This is a genomic window from Fictibacillus aquaticus, from assembly GCF_002245695.1.
GTDB classification, from domain to species: domain Bacteria; phylum Bacillota; class Bacilli; order Bacillales; family Fictibacillaceae; genus Fictibacillus; species Fictibacillus aquaticus.
In genome coordinates this window covers 566,841-583,679 of the sequence record NZ_NOII01000003.1, presented here as the reverse complement: position 1 = coordinate 583,679, position 16,839 = coordinate 566,841, and the positions used below count along the sequence as shown (strand labels likewise).

Annotated in this window: 9 protein-coding genes and 1 pseudogene; 2 read left to right on the top strand and 8 right to left on the bottom strand. The window is 36.0% G+C overall.

Annotated elements, in window-relative coordinates; genetic code table 11:
• Nucleotides 1-495: 495 nt before the first annotated feature.
• Both CGZ90_RS13275 and CGZ90_RS13270 read right to left on the bottom strand, forming a co-directional pair.
• Nucleotides 496-5,400 carry an Ig-like domain-containing protein gene (locus CGZ90_RS13275; RefSeq protein ID WP_094252979.1) on the bottom strand — a complete coding sequence of 1,635 codons (4,905 nt, stop codon included), beginning with the start codon at nt 5,398-5,400 and terminating at the stop codon, nt 496-498.
• A gap of 298 nt (nt 5,401-5,698) precedes the next feature.
• On the bottom strand, nt 5,699-6,274 hold the full coding sequence (locus CGZ90_RS13270; protein ID WP_094252978.1) for a hypothetical protein: 576 nt from the start codon (nt 6,272-6,274) through the stop codon (nt 5,699-5,701).
• Nucleotides 6,275-6,451: 177 nt separating this feature from the next.
• On the opposite strand from CGZ90_RS13270, the gene CGZ90_RS13265 reads away from it, so the two are divergent.
• Both CGZ90_RS13265 and CGZ90_RS13260 read left to right on the top strand, forming a co-directional pair.
• Entirely contained in the window at nt 6,452-6,904 is a 453-nt protein-coding gene (locus CGZ90_RS13265) for a hypothetical protein (protein ID WP_240515433.1), read from the top strand.
• A gap of 383 nt (nt 6,905-7,287) precedes the next feature.
• Complete coding sequence (locus tag CGZ90_RS13260) at nt 7,288-7,731, top strand: hypothetical protein (RefSeq protein ID WP_133063589.1); 444 nt, start codon at nt 7,288-7,290, stop codon at nt 7,729-7,731.
• A 160-nt stretch (nt 7,732-7,891) separates the two neighbouring features.
• On the opposite strand, the gene CGZ90_RS13255 is transcribed toward CGZ90_RS13260, so the two are convergent.
• From CGZ90_RS13255 to CGZ90_RS13230, 6 genes and pseudogenes are all read right to left on the bottom strand, one after another.
• Entirely contained in the window at nt 7,892-8,113 is a 222-nt protein-coding gene (locus CGZ90_RS13255; protein WP_094252976.1) for a LexA family protein, read from the bottom strand.
• A 31-nt stretch (nt 8,114-8,144) separates the two neighbouring features.
• Entirely contained in the window at nt 8,145-8,369 is a 225-nt protein-coding gene (locus tag CGZ90_RS13250) for a hypothetical protein (RefSeq protein ID WP_094252975.1), read from the bottom strand.
• A gap of 101 nt (nt 8,370-8,470) precedes the next feature.
• Nucleotides 8,471-8,647 carry a Spo0E family sporulation regulatory protein-aspartic acid phosphatase gene (locus tag CGZ90_RS21315; protein ID WP_205727398.1) on the bottom strand — a complete coding sequence of 59 codons (177 nt, stop codon included), beginning with the start codon at nt 8,645-8,647 and terminating at the stop codon, nt 8,471-8,473.
• 439 nt (nt 8,648-9,086) lie between these two features.
• Nucleotides 9,087-9,587 (bottom strand): annotated as a pseudogene (locus CGZ90_RS13240) (peptidoglycan recognition protein family protein); the annotation flags it as partial.
• Nucleotides 9,588-9,878: 291 nt separating this feature from the next.
• The gene (locus CGZ90_RS13235) at nt 9,879-10,337 is read right to left on the bottom strand and encodes a hypothetical protein (protein WP_094252972.1); all 459 of its coding nucleotides are present in this window, start codon (nt 10,335-10,337) and stop codon (nt 9,879-9,881) included.
• 27 nt (nt 10,338-10,364) lie between these two features.
• Nucleotides 10,365-16,517: a DNRLRE domain-containing protein gene (locus tag CGZ90_RS13230; protein ID WP_094252971.1), complete on the bottom strand. Its 6,153-nt coding sequence runs from the start codon at nt 16,515-16,517 to the stop codon at nt 10,365-10,367.
• Nucleotides 16,518-16,839 lie beyond the last annotated feature (322 nt).

The window sequence follows — 16,839 nt, the reverse complement described above, 5'->3', positions numbered from 1 at the left end:
GCCTTTTAATCAATCTACTAGTTGGATTGAGAGACAATTCATCGGATCTGAATTATGGTGATATTTTACATAACTTTATATTATCATTTCTTAGGTTCTTTTTTTAAACAGTTGTTTAAAAAACGGAACAAAAAGTACTGTTAAAAGCAAAAAAAGAAATCCCGATTTAAGAAAACTACACCTTAGATTAGGGTTACTATAGATTCATTATTCATCACATCCAATCGACTATACCTCATAATTTGGTTCCTGGGCATAGTCTATAGTCGTTGAGACTTTATCGTAAATGAATATTTCCGTACCATACGTTCTAGTTGTAAACGCAAAGTCATTGATGACATTATCACTACCATTACTCACATTGAAATAAAACTGAACACGTGCTCCCCTTAGGTAAATTGCTGTAGCAGATATACTTAAAATGCTCACTATACTAATCGAAAAAACCCACAAGCCGTTTAAGCTTGAGGGTTTTTCACTTTTCTTAAGATGAATTTAATAAACCTTCACAGCCCGCTTCCCGCTCTTATTCCCAGCTGCATCTTTAGCATAAACCGATAACGATGTGCCTTTCTTTTGCGCTTTAATTTTCACCTTAAAAGCGCCCTTAGAATCCGCAATAGCTTTCCCTAAATAAGTCGTCCCTCTATACACATAGATGGTGGCACTTTTTTCGGCCTTGCCTGTGATAGTAGTAGTTTTATAGGTGACTTTATTGACTGTAGGGATAGCAGGCGGTGTTTTATCTAAAACTTTTACCTCTTTTGGACTGCTGATGTTACCTGCTTTATCTGTCGCAGTTACTTTAATAGAAGTTCCTGCTTTTTGCTTTGTAATTGCAAATTTATAATTACCATAGCGATCTGCCGTTACACTTTTTTGGTATCTGCCGAAGATATAAAGCTTTACTGTTGAATTAGCTTCCGCTTTCCCGCTTACAGCAGTAGATTGATCTGACACCGTGTTAATCACCGGTACATTTGGAGCTTTCTTATCAATCGTAAACTTTACTGTTGCTTTATTCCCTGATGCATCCGTTACAACTAGTGTATACACACCTGCCACATTAACGATAGTACCACTTTTATAGGTACGCCCATTAAGTACAGCTGTTCCTTCACTAAATGCAGCCATCACATCTTTATTATAAGTACTACCATTAACTACTCCACTTATTGCTGGAGCTGTTTTATCTATAGTGAATTGTATCGCCGTTTTGTTCCCGGCCTTATCGCTCACTACTAACTTGTGTGTTCCTTCTCCTTTCACTATAGTCCCACTTGAGATTAATGCTCCATTTAATTCTGCAGTGCCTTCATTAAAAGTAATCGTGACATCTTTATTATATAATCCATTATCCGCTGCACCCATTACGTTTGGTGCGGTCTTATCAATCGTGAAGCTATTCGATACTTGATTCCCTGCAGGATCAATGACAATTAGTGTATATGTTCCTTCAGCTTCAACCTTTGTTTCGCTCTTAAAAGGCTCTGCATTTAAAGTTGCAGTTCCTTCATTAAAGGTAAGAACGACTGCTTGGTTATAAACTGCATTATCTTCTACTCCGTTAACAACTGGAGGTGTTTTATCGATGACAAAATCTGCAGCGTATTTGTTTCCAATTTGATCGGTTACTTCAAATTTATAAGCACCTTCACTATCAATCTCTGTTCCGCTTAAATACGGCAATCCATTTAAAAGTGCAGTACCTTCGTTAAAGGTAATCTTAACGTTGTGATTGTAAACTCCATTATCGATTACTCCACTCACAACAGGCGACGTTTGGTCAATGATAAATGTCAGAACCGTTTTATTTCCGGCCTCATCAATAACCTCTAGGGTATAAGATCCATCAGCTTGAACGACCGTTCCAGACAGAACAACTTCACCATTCAGCTTAGCAGTGCCTTCATTAAATGAAAGACTAATAGCCTTATTGTACATAGCTTCATTTTCTACACCACTTACTTGAGGTGCAGTCTTATCGATAGTAAAACTTACTGATGTCTGGTTACCTGCTGCATCAATCACTACCAGAGTATGAATGCCCTCGGCTTCCACAGATGATTCAGAAAGGAACACTTCACTATCAAGTGTAGCAGTACCTTCTTCAAACGTTATCACAACCTCTTTATTATAAGATTCATTGTTTTTGACACCACTCACAATTGGTGAAGTTTTATCGATAGTAAATTCTACTGTAGTTTGGTTTCCAGCTTTATCCGTAACTATCAGCGTGTAAGTACCTTCCTCATCAACCTTTGTTCCAGAAGTAAACGTTGCTCCATTTAAATGAGCTGTTCCTTCATTTACAGAGATAGATACATCTTTATTGTACAAACCGCCATGTTCAACGCCACTTACCTTTGGAGCTGTTTTATCAATCTCGAATCTTACCTCTGTTTTATTTCCTCCAGCATCGGTTACATTTAACGTATAATCTCCCTCTGCTGTTATCATTGATTCAGTAAAAGGTATACCATTTAGAGTTGCTATACCTTCGTTAAATTGAACAGATACATCCTGATTATAGGATTTATTATTTTCCACCCCAGTAATAACTGGTGCAGTTTTATCAATTGTAAAGCTCACATTGGTAATGTTGCCGGCGAGATCAGTAACTTCTAGAGAATAGTCTCCTTCATCTTTAACAACTGTTCCATTAGTGAACGTTTCGCCATTTATTTTTGCACTGCCTTCATTAAAGTTGATAGTTACATCTTGGTTATAAACATCATCATTTTTAACACCACTTACAACAGGTGCTGTTTTATCAATTGTGAAATTAACTGTCGTCTCATTTCCTGAATCGTCTGTTACCACAAGAATATAATTACCATCGTATTTAACAGAATCACCGCTATTTATTGCTGCACTATTTAATGTAGCAATTCCTTCATTGAACGTTATGATTTTGTCGTTGTTATAAATTCCAGCTTGCTCAATTCCACTAACCTTTGGAGCTATAACATCTTTGACTCCAATTTCGTAAGGGCTGCTTACATTACCTAGTTCATCACTAGCAGAAACAGAGATATCCTTAACTTCTTCAAGATTAGGAATCTCAACCCTAAATGTTCCTGAATCATTAATGACTGCTGAGTACGTCTGTTCATTAACGGTAAAATTAACAGTTAATCCTGGCTGCCCTTTACCCGTAACTGTATTGCTCGCATTTGTCACTTCATTAACAAAGAACAAATCAAAATTCTTAGAATAGATTTCGGACTTATTGCCAATTTCGTCTTCAGCCATATATTTTAAAACCGTTGAATCATTTAACGTGATAGGGCTGCTATAGACGGTGCTGCTTGCTGTAGGTTCGCTTCCGTCAAGCGTATAGTAAATGGTTCCGTCTTTAGAAAGCGAGAGTTCAATGTATTGGTTTCCTAAATAAATGCCATCTGATTTATCAATCGAAACAACCGGCTTGTCATTGGAATAGACTTTGTAGCTTTTATATGTTGTTTTTCCAAATACATCAACAAACATAAAGGTAATTTCCTTACGATCACCAATATAATAATCCGTGAATCTAAACGTTCCATCACTTTTTACGTTCAGCTTCTGATTATCCAGATAAACATCAACAACTGGTATCGTTGCTCCCAAAATGTCAATTCTTCCATCTTCTTTAATTAATGGCGTTTCATACAATTCCATTGGTACTTCAGTTAATGGATAATATGTGGCACTCATTGTATTTACGTAATTAGAGCCACTGAAGGTAGCATCACCATTGTAATAATAAAATTTGTAGCCCATTGAAATACTTCTAGCATTCAGGGCGCCATTTACCGTTAGTCCTCCGTAACTTCTTAACGCACCTAGAACATAAACATTTCCATTAATTGTTACATTTTGATCAATTGTTAATATAGCCTCAGGTCCAATATATACATCTCCGTTAATCGTTTGGTAGGACCAGGTTTCGTTACTCATAACAAACTTGTGTCCTAGAGATGCAATAGGTTTTAGGACAGTAAAATCTCCCGTTTCTAAGCCGCTTGTTATCGTTGTTGTATTATTGTTAAGATCTATTACTTCTACTGAAGAGACCTTCCATTCTCCGTATTCTGCATCAGTGGGTATGTAATAATTTGCTGTGAATGTTTCATCTGCATCTTTTAATAAAATAATAGACTCTGTTTCACCTGTAATAGGTTTCAAATAATTCACTTGAACACTCTTAACCATCGTGTTATCCATAGCATTAACGGTTAGTTTTGCATAAGCGTTAGTTTCATAGAGTTTTTTGTCAACATGCATTCCATTGAAAGAAGGGCTGATAAAATCTTTAGTGTAATCTTCTAGAGTGAAGCTAGTTCCTTCAAAAGGACCATAAACTGTGGTGTTATTTTCTGTATGATCATATATAGTAATCCAAGCTACTTCCCATATACCTGGTTCCATTGTTTCTGTCATTTTTAAAGAACCTTCATAAGCTCCGGTTGTAGCATTATAGCTAATATTGATATATTGCTTCTTTCCTGTTAAAGGAGTCTCATAATATAAGTAACCTGAGCTTTTCAGTCCAGATTCATTATCCATTGCTTTTATGGAAAAATGAACGGTATCACCTACTTTTAAATGTTGTTTGTCGAGACTTATACTTTCAATAGTAGGTTTATTAATATCCGCACTTGTTCCTGTTAAATTAAAATTCCCTCCATCAATTGGTCCATAAATGGTAGTGATATTATCAAGATTATCGTATATTGTAATCCAAGATACTTTCCATTCCCCAGATTCCATGGCTTCTGTCATGGTTAATGAACCTTCATAGTTACCAGTTCCAGCATTATAATTAATATTAATGTAATGATTTTTGCCTGTTAGAGGTGTTTTATAATACAAGTAGCCACTACTTTTTAGCCCAGATTCAATATCTGTTGCTTTTATAATGAAATTAATAGTATCTCCAACACGTACATCTGTCTTATCTATATTAATTCCATTAAATACAGGTCTATTCGTATCTGTTGTAGTTTCTGACAATGTAAAGTTACTATTTTCCAAAGGTCCATAAACAGTTGTATGATTTTCAGTATTATCATAAATTGTAATCCAAGATACTTTCCATTCCCCAGATTCCATAGCTTCTGTCATGGTTAATGAGCCTTCATAGTTACCCGTTGCAGTATTGTAGTTGATATTGATGTAATGATTTTTTTCAGTTAATGGAGTTTTATAATACAAAAAACCACTATCTTTCAACCCGGATTCACTATCGGTTGCTTTTATTGTGAAATTAATTGTATCTCCAACTTTAACTTCTCTCTTGTCTAGACTTATACTGTCAAACACTGGATTAGTGATATCAACTCCCGCAAACACAGTTGCAATCGGTAATTGAGACAATACTAAACAAAATAAAACTATTAGCCTTAACCACTTCATATAATTATGACTCCCCTATGCACAAACTTTTTCTGTCTGTTTATTCTAAGAAACCTTAATAAGTTTAATATATCTCTTCTAAAAAAACAGTAAAAATTGTAAAAAAATTAATTTTATGTAAAGGGATTTTATTAAGAGTACATCAGCTTTTATTGTCCAAGAGATCACTTGCAAATTAAAAATTTATCAAAAATAGAAATCATCCAGTTAAAAACAACCAAATGCTATTTTTACATTTCATCCAGCACAGGTTAGCTGAAATCAAAAAATCCCCCTAATAAGGGAGATTCTACAGCCATCAATCATTAATCCATTTTTCTAATTCTCGAGCTAACAAACGGTTATTCTTACTAATATGTCGGAGGTTTTCGGTTGTAAAAATCTCTTCATAACATTGCATTGTTTTTAAAGTATCGAATAATTGCTTAAGATGTTTATCGTATTTATAAAGCATATCTGCAAGTAAAGTTTCTTGATGCACATTTTCAGTTATTTCTTCAACCAACTTAATTTCATTTACATCTTTGCTAGCTTGGCTTCTTAATTTTATATACTGTTTTGTTATTTTTTTAACTTCAGATTGCTTAAGAGACTTCTCTTTAGCTAATCCACGTATCCTTTTTCGAATTATGGGCTGTCGAATACTTTGAACATAATCATTAAGTTTTTTTGGATTAATTACCTTAATCCTAGAATGAGTATTAACTTTTCCACGAGTGTCAAACATTACAAGTCTGCCCACCAAAACTGCCTTCGTATCAGCGTTCTGAATTCGAGACTTAATATCATTAGCAAGCTCACTAGTTTTCTTAACTAATTCCTCTGATCCTTTCCCACTTGCTTCAACAACGTCCAAATCAAATGTTTCTTTCATGAGCATCCCTCCCATTAAAAGCTATTCAAGAAGGAGAATGTCCCATAACACTTTATTCATGAAGTACTTATACTCCCAATCTTCCCAAGCGAGGAAACAACCGTTCGGAAAAATTCTATAGGGTACAATCAAAGTAAATAATTGGTATAATCACTATAAAAAAGAGGGGGATTCTTCTTGATAACAAAGAATGCTAAAAAATCCAACGAGTTCTTTTACCAGCTGTTTAAAACCTCAAAAGCAAGAGAACTAGCGCGAGAAATAAATGATTATCTTTATTTTGAAAGTCCTTATCAAAATGAAGTTGAAGATTATCATGAGCGGTATAAGAATGGACAAAGGACGGATTGTATCGGCTACATAAGTAAAATAGGAAATTATAAATTCGCTACAATCACAGTGGCCAGAAAAGTATGCTTTGTTCTCCATCTTGGAAATAAATTCCATACTGAACGAGCCATTCAAATGCAAAAAGAAATTGATGAACTTCTTAAACATAACTACCAATCTACTGATAACACCAAGCTCACTCAAGGTGAAGTCTATATCAGACTCGAGTGGGTAGAGGAGTTAGCACAGATAAAACCCTTCATCGACGAAGCTTATAGACTTCGATTAATCAGTATGTAGATTCCATCTTCGTCAATACAACTATAATTTCACAGTGTTTTTATATTGTGAAACCCACCAACACATGTGTATGGTGGATTTTTTATTTATGATTTTAACGCCCTTAAAAATTGTTAAATATTGTCGATAATATTTGTGTAATTCTTAAACAATACTAATTAGTAGAATAGGAAGGTAATCGAATGTCAGAAATAATTAGCACTCTTAGCGACAAAAATCACATTATTAGTAACTTAATAAGTACGAAGGATAGTGTAAGTTCATTAGTTAAAAATCATAATGAATAAAACTCTTATCATATCAAACCCTTAAACTTACCGTGGTTCTTGCATATTATTGGATTTTTTATTTTCTTTATATTAATAGTTTTTGTTTATTCTATTGTGACTGCTCCATTATCCATGATCTTGGACTTTGATCCAACAAATGATTTATTAATTCCTCCATTATTTATCGGTAGCTTAATTTTGTATTCAATCTTATTTAATCGACTTAACAACAAGTTGTATAAAAATAAAATAAATAAAAACAGAAACAGAATTAATAAGATTATTAGTGAAAAAGAATTTTACTTTGATAAATTAGAGAAAGAATCGTTAGTTCCAATGACTTATAGAAACTTATATGCTCTGGACCGCTTTATAACTTACTTCAAGAACGGAAGGGCAGATTCTTTGAAGGAAGCGATAAACTTGTTTGAACAAGAGGTTAGACATGAAGAACAAATTAACGAACTAAGAATAATGCAACAACTTCAAGAAGCTACTTATCAAAAAGCTAATGAAGCAACTACACTTGGATGGATTAACTTATTTGTTCGCCGATAGATAGAAGCATCGTGACTGTTCTCCTGCTCAACTATCAGAGATAAACTAACGAAGTATATAATGGAAGCTGTCGCAACTTAATAAAAAAAGAAGCACAAGAACCACCGAACCGTTCCCATACTCCTTGTTATATGGCCACTATAAGGTGGTCTTTTATTATTTATAAATTAATCGCAATAATTTTCAAAGTAGACAATCTACCTCTCTCCCATGTAACAACACCATTGGCCTTCAAGCGATCCAGATACTTCTGAACACTTTTTTCACAAGGGAGACCGGTTATCTCAGTAATTACCTTAACCGTCGGGGGATGCGGATGCTGCTCCATATAGCTGCTGATTGCGGCAATAATTTTCAGCTGGTTCTTGGTAAGCTTGCGCATATTCTTCCCTCCGCTGTCTCATGGTGTGAACTTATACATCCCAGAAATCACTTAACTTTACTGTACTCTGCTTTTCTTTGAGCACGCTTAATATCACTCGCATTGCTGAACCACTTGGTCTGTAATCACTATCTTTCACAGACTTTAATATGATTTCTTTAGATAATTTGGTTCTGGTCATTAACCATTCAACATCCAGTCCCTGTTTGTCTAACCACAATGACAATTTTGTTCTGCCTTCATTAGTATGTATCATATCAGTAGCTCCTGCTAAAATTATTGAATAAATCACTTCAATTTTAGCATGTTACTACGATTTGTATAAGGGAATTTTCAGAAAACTAAAAAAAGCCACTCTCAAGAAGATGGGCTTTTTTTAGATATAAGGAAATGCTGGTATTCCAGTATGAGCTGATCTAATTCCTGACTTAACGTAACCATTCGAGGATCTGTCAATCGATCTACCATTACAGAAAGCTCTTGTAACTCTTCTATTTTGTGGTTAATTTTTTCGTGCAGACTATCTAGGTTCAACTCTGACCAACCTCTCAAAACCAAGTAGGCTATTTGTTCTAGGAGTAATATACCATATTTTGTCGATAAATGGTAATTATTTCATTATTCTTTCTACTCGGAAAATAAAAAAAAGCCTGCTACATGAGCAGGTTCTTTTAAGGTTAACTTGAAATACTTCATGCAAGTAATAATGGTGCCCTGTGTCTTGAATATCAGTAGAAGACAGCGATTAAGTGTTCTCTTCCTTTGCTGCATCCAAAAGCTTCTGCACTTCCCTGATTGTGTGTTCATGCACCTTTTGCAGCATGTACCACGCTTCTTGGCGAGTGACGGCATCCTGCGGCCGGCTGCCGTCTGAGATTCCGTTTTCTGTTACCCACTTATGTGCATCCTGTGCGAACGGGCTGATCACCTGTGGTTTTTCCTTTGGCACATCGGCCGCCTCCATTTCCTTCTTCACGTCATTCAATAACTGAGCAAATGTTTTGCCGTATTGGCTAAGAGCGTTATCAGGATCTGATCGGCGCTCTGGATCTAGTGTTTTGTGGCTGACGATTTTCTTGAGTGGATCCCACTTGTACTTCTTACAGAGCCAAGCGAAGAACCAGACATAGCGCTTGTAAGCTTCTCGGAAATTGATCGCGCCGCCCCAGCAGAGCTCTACTCCAATCGCTGCATCATTCGCATCGTCGCCAAAGAGCTGATTATCTTTCGGTTTATCATACTGCACGTGCCAGGCTTTCTCGTTCAACGGAATGATGACGAGAATCTCTTTGTCATCAATGAACACATGTGCACTTGCAGAAGGCTGCTGTGTATCAAAATAAGTCCGGTTCTCACGCGCTGTGGACCCCGGGTTCCCTGTGTCATGCGCAACTGCGAAAAGCGGACCTCGCAGAGCATCGCCCGGCCGCGCATTTCCTTTTCGTATATAGTCATACGTAATTTTATAACCCAAACTACTAACCTCCTTGTACTAGCATATTAAAAAAGAACACCAATTGTGCTCCCGATTATCGTCATATCATGCTATCTTTTATATTTTTCATATCACCTATGATGTAACCTTTAACAAAAAGAGGATGACCCATTCGATAGAAATCCGATTTGAGCGTAAGAACATATCATCATTTTGTGGCTCTCCCTTTTGCATTTACCTTCCTAGCAAATAAAAGAGCCACATCTCAAATGGAGATGTGGCTCTAGTTTCATATTCTAAATCATTTAAGTTACATAAACCAGTTTCAAATTATTTCTGTAAATCATTAAGAGATTGAGCGATTTTTATCATTGTTTCTTTTTCAAGCACCTTGCCTTTATTTTCGATGAAAAATTCAGTTTCCCTCTTCTCATCTACCCAAGCAAGAAGTTGTGAATTAGGGTCTCTCATAAAGTAATAATCTGTTTCCTTGACCCTATTTTCCTTATTCCAAATGGGTTCACTTGAGAAACTTACTTTTTCACTTGCTAATATGGAAAGTTGATAATCATTATTTTCATAATGATAGTTAATTTCGACACAATTTCTCCCACAAGAAATAATAGTAGAATATTCATTCGTTGTTTGGAATGGTATATACTTCGGTCTGTAGTCCATCCCTGTGAATTTTTCCGGCATGTTGACAGGAAAGTGAATGATAGGGAAGTTTAATATTAAAATACTAATTCCTACAAGCACGATGACTAGAAAACTTAATTTTTTTTTCATTTAGGACTCTCCTACTGCCAAACTTGATTATATTTTAGATAAGACATCGAGGAATGTACCAAAATTGCCCAATCTAGCATTTCTGATATGAGTAATGAGATCCCAGAAATTTGGTTTTTCTCCTCTTGAAAGAGTGTTATAAAGATACTTTTGTGACTCAGTTTTAATAAAGTTAATAGCATGAACCACCCTGTTGGATACACCCGTGTATTTCAAAGCTTTTGTCCAGCTTATCCCTAAAACTTCGGTAACTCCACCGACTACAAAAGCTTTTCCGAATTTACTTAAAGGAAAATTATTTCTCCATTTACTCCACTTAAGTCCATTCTTCTTATAAAAATTCCAAACAATATCCCAAGAATTCATAGCACCACCGTAAGCAAATTTTGCCAGAATCCACCAAGGGAAATCTCCATCAGGGTCAACATATACAACTGGGTTATTGTTTGCATAAGTGTATCCATTTTGGGAGATAGGGTCATCTGCATCTCCAGGAAATGGGTCATAGGATAAGAAGCACCCGTTATCTGGATTATAATATCTAGCTTGCAAGTAATAAAGTTTAGTTTCAACATCATAATAATATCCTGCATAGCGGATTGTATTATCTGACGCCAACACTCCATCTTCAGATAATACATTTCCATACGAATCATATGAGTAAGAACCTACTTGGTTTCGTGAGTTATCAAGAATTTGGATGACATCTCCACGCTGATTCGTAATAAAATGATATTTTTTTTCTTTCCACTCTAGATTTTCATCTTTTTCACTTATGACCATGCCCAGTGGAATTCTAGAAGTATCCCACTGATAGTACTTATATTGCTTGATCCCGCTGCTATCCTTTACGATCTCTAGAAAGAGAGATCCGGCTTCATATAAATATTCACGAGTTTCATTTCCGGAGATTTTTTTGGTGCGCATACCCTCTTCGTCATATTCATAACGTGCAACTTCATTATTTTGAAGATCGTTAACCTTTATCAGTTGACCCAGTCCGTTATATTCATAGCCGAATCTTTCATCCTGAATGAGATTGCCATCTAGGTCATAAGAATACTGAATTCCATTTTTTGTGACAATTTGGTTTCCATCATTATAAGTAAAAATACTTTCTTCACCATTGCGAGTCGTTTTTTTACGATTGCCAACTGAATCATATTCGTAAGCAATAATGGAACCATTGGTTAATGTCTCTTGCGTTAGCTGATTGTTAGCGTCATAGCTAAACGTTGTTTCTCCTTGTCCACTAATTTCTTTCAATATGTTCCCAGAACCGTCATATCGATACTCAAATTGTGCATAAGGAGTTATAGCATCACTAGCTGTATATTTAATAAATTCCACTACGTTACTATTTTTAAAGCTCATTTCCTTGTTGATCAATCCACTGTTGAAGCTAATTTCCACCTTATTATTTGGTAAATCATAGGAATAATCATAAGTTAAAGCATTCTGTCCATTTATTAAAGTTGAGAGAGTGTTCTCCCTTCCTTCATTGTTGTACATTATTCCTTGAATGACATTCCACGCTTCATTCTCACTTGTATACTTTAAACTTTTTTCCACAGGACGCTCAACGTTATCATACTGATAATTTACTTGGAATTTGTCTTGATTTAATTGCTTAAGTAAATCACTGTCATAATATTCAAAACTCTTTTGAGACTGAACGTTATTTGAAATGTCATTATGAACAATTGATTGTGCATTACCACCATCGGTATACGTAATTGATGTTTCCATCAAGGTTTCGGATTCTTTGGAAACTTTAATGGAGCTTACTTGATCTTCATTAATTAATTCGTTTTTAATAGAAATCCCAGAATTCTTAATAGTTTCTTGTAAATTACCAGCAAGATCATAAGAATAATTGAACCTCATAGTGTTGTCTGCATTAATAGGCATGACAATATCCGTAAGTAAATCATTGTCGTTATAAAGATAACTTTTCTTGATTCCTTTAGCATTCGTAATAGCAGCAATGTTCCCGTTTTTGTCATAATCATATGATGTTTTATTTTGCAGACCATCCGTTATTGAAAATACACGATCGGTAAAAAGCGGATCATACGAGTAGGACTGGGTTCTTCCTTCTTTATCCGTGACTGTTTTCTCACTACCATAATCAGTATAGGTTTTGGTTATCGAGTTATTGTCTTTATCTGTTTGGATAATTTTGTTTTCCGAATCAATGAATTGCGTTGTTTCAAAAGTATTATTCGGATACAAGACTTTTATTTGGCGTCCATACGCATCAAATTCGTGTATGGTTTTATCAATACCCACACTACTGGTTATCGTTCTTTGATCAGTACTATAAGTAATAGATGTTTTCTCGCCCTCTGGATCAATTTTTTCAATAACTCGATTAAGGGTATCATACTTAAATTCACTAACTTTAGGTGTCTCTGTACCATTTTCTAATAAACTTTTCACCAAGTTTCCATTTGAGTCAAAAGTATTCGATTGAGTTTTTAGTGGTGCATCACCCTTTTTCTCTACAATAGACGTGACATTGTAATGATTATCAAATATGAATTTCGTACTAGCATTGTTGTTATTTGTTAAAGTTTCATTTACAGCAAACGTATTATTGATTACATCTCTTTTATAAGTTGTGACTGTACCTTCTTGATTACTTGATGCGTAATTGTTGTTTGCAAAATCAAAAGTATACGTATTAGACTCAGAAGGTGTATTTTCAGTAGCAGGCTCTTCTACCATAATTTGATTTGAAGCGTACGTAACTGTATTGACATTCCCTTCCCCATCTTTAAATGTTTCAAGCAATCCATCAGCTGTATATCCGAACTCATTAACAATACTTTCAGATGAACCGTCAGCCGTTACCGTTGAACGGATCAATTTGCCGTTATTATAATCAAACTTGTAATTTTTTGAGATATAGTTGATGTTATCTAACAACCCGTTTTGGTAAGTCAAAGAAAGGCTGTTCTTCACCTTGTTACCCGCACTATCGACCTCTTTAATCTCTATTAATTCATTTGATGTATTGTAAATAAACCGAATGGTGTTCTTATAAAAATCTTCATAAGAATAAAGTCTATATTCCCCATTATTAGGAGAGACTTCAAATACCTTCGAAAACTGGTCCTTATCTTTTATGCGATAAGCCGTATTTCCATTTATCGTTTCAGAAGTTAAATTTAAGTATTTCCCTTTTGGAGATGTGTAACTATTCGTACCACTGTCATACGTAAAGGTATGAAGAGTGCCATCTTCATCGTAGTAGACTATTTTAGCAGGCTCAGAGCCGCTTGCTTCGATTTTTTTAAGCAGTTCTCCTCCTGTGAATGACCAGCCTTTTCCTAGTGCAGAAGAACGATTTGAACGAGAATTATAAAACCGGGTAAAAGTAAACCCTAATGCTCCCCTCGTATACATCTCCTGATCAGGAACCTCCATAACAGCATTACCGGTCGTAACGTTAACAGATAGCGATCCGGTTCCCATCTCATGTGATCCATACGTGAAGTAATCTTCAAACCCAAGGAGTTCTTCTTTCAGTGCTTCCTCTGGAGGCGTTGGGATTGTTGGCCTGAATGTAGCTGACATGGCAGTTTCACCCAACGAGTCATATGCACTAACGGCAATCCAGTAATTTTTATGGTTCGCGTATGTCGTACTTCCAGCTTTTCGATAAACAGGTGAAGGATCTGCTGGAAGTTCTTCGCCTAATCCGTCCGTATGAAGCAAGTAACCTTCAGGATTATTAACATCGGCAATCTCTTCTTTTGTTGGCCAGATTTTTTTTCCTTTAGAGCTCCATGACGTTGTGTTGCCAACTTCAAACGACTGATACGGTGTTTTGCCGAAATCATATGTTCCTTTACCATTAAAAATCCAGACTTTATAGCCAGCTGCTCCAAGTACTGGCGTCCAGTTGACATCTACATAACCGGTCCCGTCGTAATTTGAATAAGCCGTGCCCGTTGGTGTTGAAGGTAAATTTAAGGTTGGCAGCACAGGCTTGTACGACCCAGAAGGAACGGTTTCACCTTGAGAATTGTAGGCACTTACAAGTATCCAATAGTTTTTATTATTGGCATATGTCGTGTTTTGGGCATATCTGTATAAAACAGAAGGGTCTGCAGAAAGCTCTGTGCCAAGCTTATCCGTGTGGTACCAATAACGATTTACTGCTGTCGGATAGATTTTCTTTCCTTTACTTGTCCAAAACAGGCTGTTTCCAGCATCGAAGGACTGATACCCTTTACCATTAAAAAACCAAACTTTATAACCCGTTGCCCCTGCAACAGCTTTCCAATGAACATCTACATATCCTGTTCCATTTCCATTTGAAAAGGCTTTTCCTGTAGGTGTTGCCGGCTGGCTCATGACAGGAATTACAGGAACAGCGGCTTCAGATGCAGCACTTTCACCGCCATCAAATACAGCCACAACACGCATCGCATAGTTCTTCCTACTATCATACGTTCCGCCGCCAGACGCTTTGTACACATAAGAAGGATCGATCGGAAGTTCCATACCTGTTTTTGAATGATTTAAGCCAGTAAAGCCATTAGCTGAAATTTGTTCCGGTGTTGGCCATATTTTCTGATTTTTAGTCGACCACGATGTAACATTGCCCACTGGGAATTCTTCATACACTTTCCCATTAAAAATTAATACTTTATAAGAAGTTGCTCCTGATACCGCATTCCACTTTAAATCCACATAGCCTGTGTTGGAAGAGTTTCCATATGTGAAAGCTGTGCTGACAGGAGTTGTTGTTGTTGGATAATGATACGTAACCGACAAAAACGGTTTATTTGTACTGTTCTCCGACGAATAAAATTTCTTCCAATAAGACGTTCCAAACGTGCTTGTATGAATTTTAAAACCATAGTTTGTGCTTTTTCCTTCTACCCAGTTCTTTACTGTGTTCGTAACAGGAAGTTCAGCCCATTGACCTTTGTAGACTGTATCACTTGCAATGTTAGCTGTTTTAGTAGGAGGCTTGTTGTTCCATGTCATTCCCGTTTCAGTCCAAGAGCTGCTGCCGCCCGCTTCATCAGCCCATACTCCTGTTACGGTACTCGGATAATAAGAATGTCCCGTGTACAGTTTAAGTGTGGCTGAATCAATGACACTGTATTGAAATGGTGTTACATCTTGTTTTAAATAAGCATAGTTTAATCCAGAGCTTGCATCATATTTACCAACTTTTAAGGAGTAAAATCCTGCGGAAGAATCCCAGAATGCACCATAATTTGTCGTTGGATAGGCATCTGATACAAACGTATCCTGAGTTGTTCCTGCTGTCTTAGTTGTCGGGTCTATATAGATGGGATAAACCCTTTCAGAATCTAGCAGCCAGTTCTTATCTGCTGTTAAGGTAAGAATATATTTAGACTTGCTCTGCTTTTCTATTTCGAAATGGACATTATCAGACCGCTGTGATTCGCCTGATTCTTTATTAATATTGGAGTCAGCCATAAACGGTTTCGGGAGAATATATCTCTCTTCATCTTTATCATCTAAGAAAGATATAGAGCCACCTTCTTGAAGAACTGCATTTAAATTGGTGTTTATTTCAAAGCGGAAAGTGTTCAAATCCGTTTTTTGGTTAAGGACAATATCTTCTTTCACAGCCGTATCCGACACAATATGTCTAAGATCCACACCTGCAAATATATTTTCATAAGTCAAGAAATTATCATGAAACAACGCTTTTGATTTTAATGGTCGAACAGTACTTTCTCCACTCGATGCATCGAGAAGTTTGTATGAAAGAAAATCTTCCCCATCTTTAAAAGAAACATAGTTATTGTTATGAAGTTCTTTCTTAAACTCAGATCCAATGAATGTTTTTTTCGGTTTAATAACCTGTCCTTCTTCAACTAAAGATGATGAAAGATCCTCGTATTCTTTCTTACTATTTTTCTTATGAACAGGAACAGAATAAATTTGCTTTGTAAATGTCCCGTCTCCGTTATCAATTACCTTTTCTTTCTCTTTACGAGCTTCACGCTTTTCTTTCTTTTGCTTCTTTGCAACTTCAGGTACATTCAATTTTTCCTCTTTTATTACGTTTTGATAAGACACTTTCTTCTTTTCAGAAGCAGCCTCCACATCAATACTATAAAAAGGAATACTGCTAAAAACTAAAGTAAACGCCACTAAAACATGTGTAATCGCCTTCCAACCCATTCCCCTAATCCCTGCCTTTTCCAAAGTTACCAATACATATTGGCACTAGAAAATAATAACTATTTATAAGGAGGATTTGCATGGGCAAAATATACCGATATTTAAATATAAAAGTAGTAAAAAGTAAGTGTTTATTGAATGGGTTACTGAGAAGCGCGAGAACCGTTCTCCCATTAGCCTGGCAAGGCGCTTTTATTGTTGTTGGCTATAAAAAATGAACAAGACACAACCTTGTAATACGTTGTGTCTTGTTCATAAACTATTATCCTAATTCTATTTCCCTGACCCGCTTTGCATAACTTCTTAAGTTCCAAATAATTTC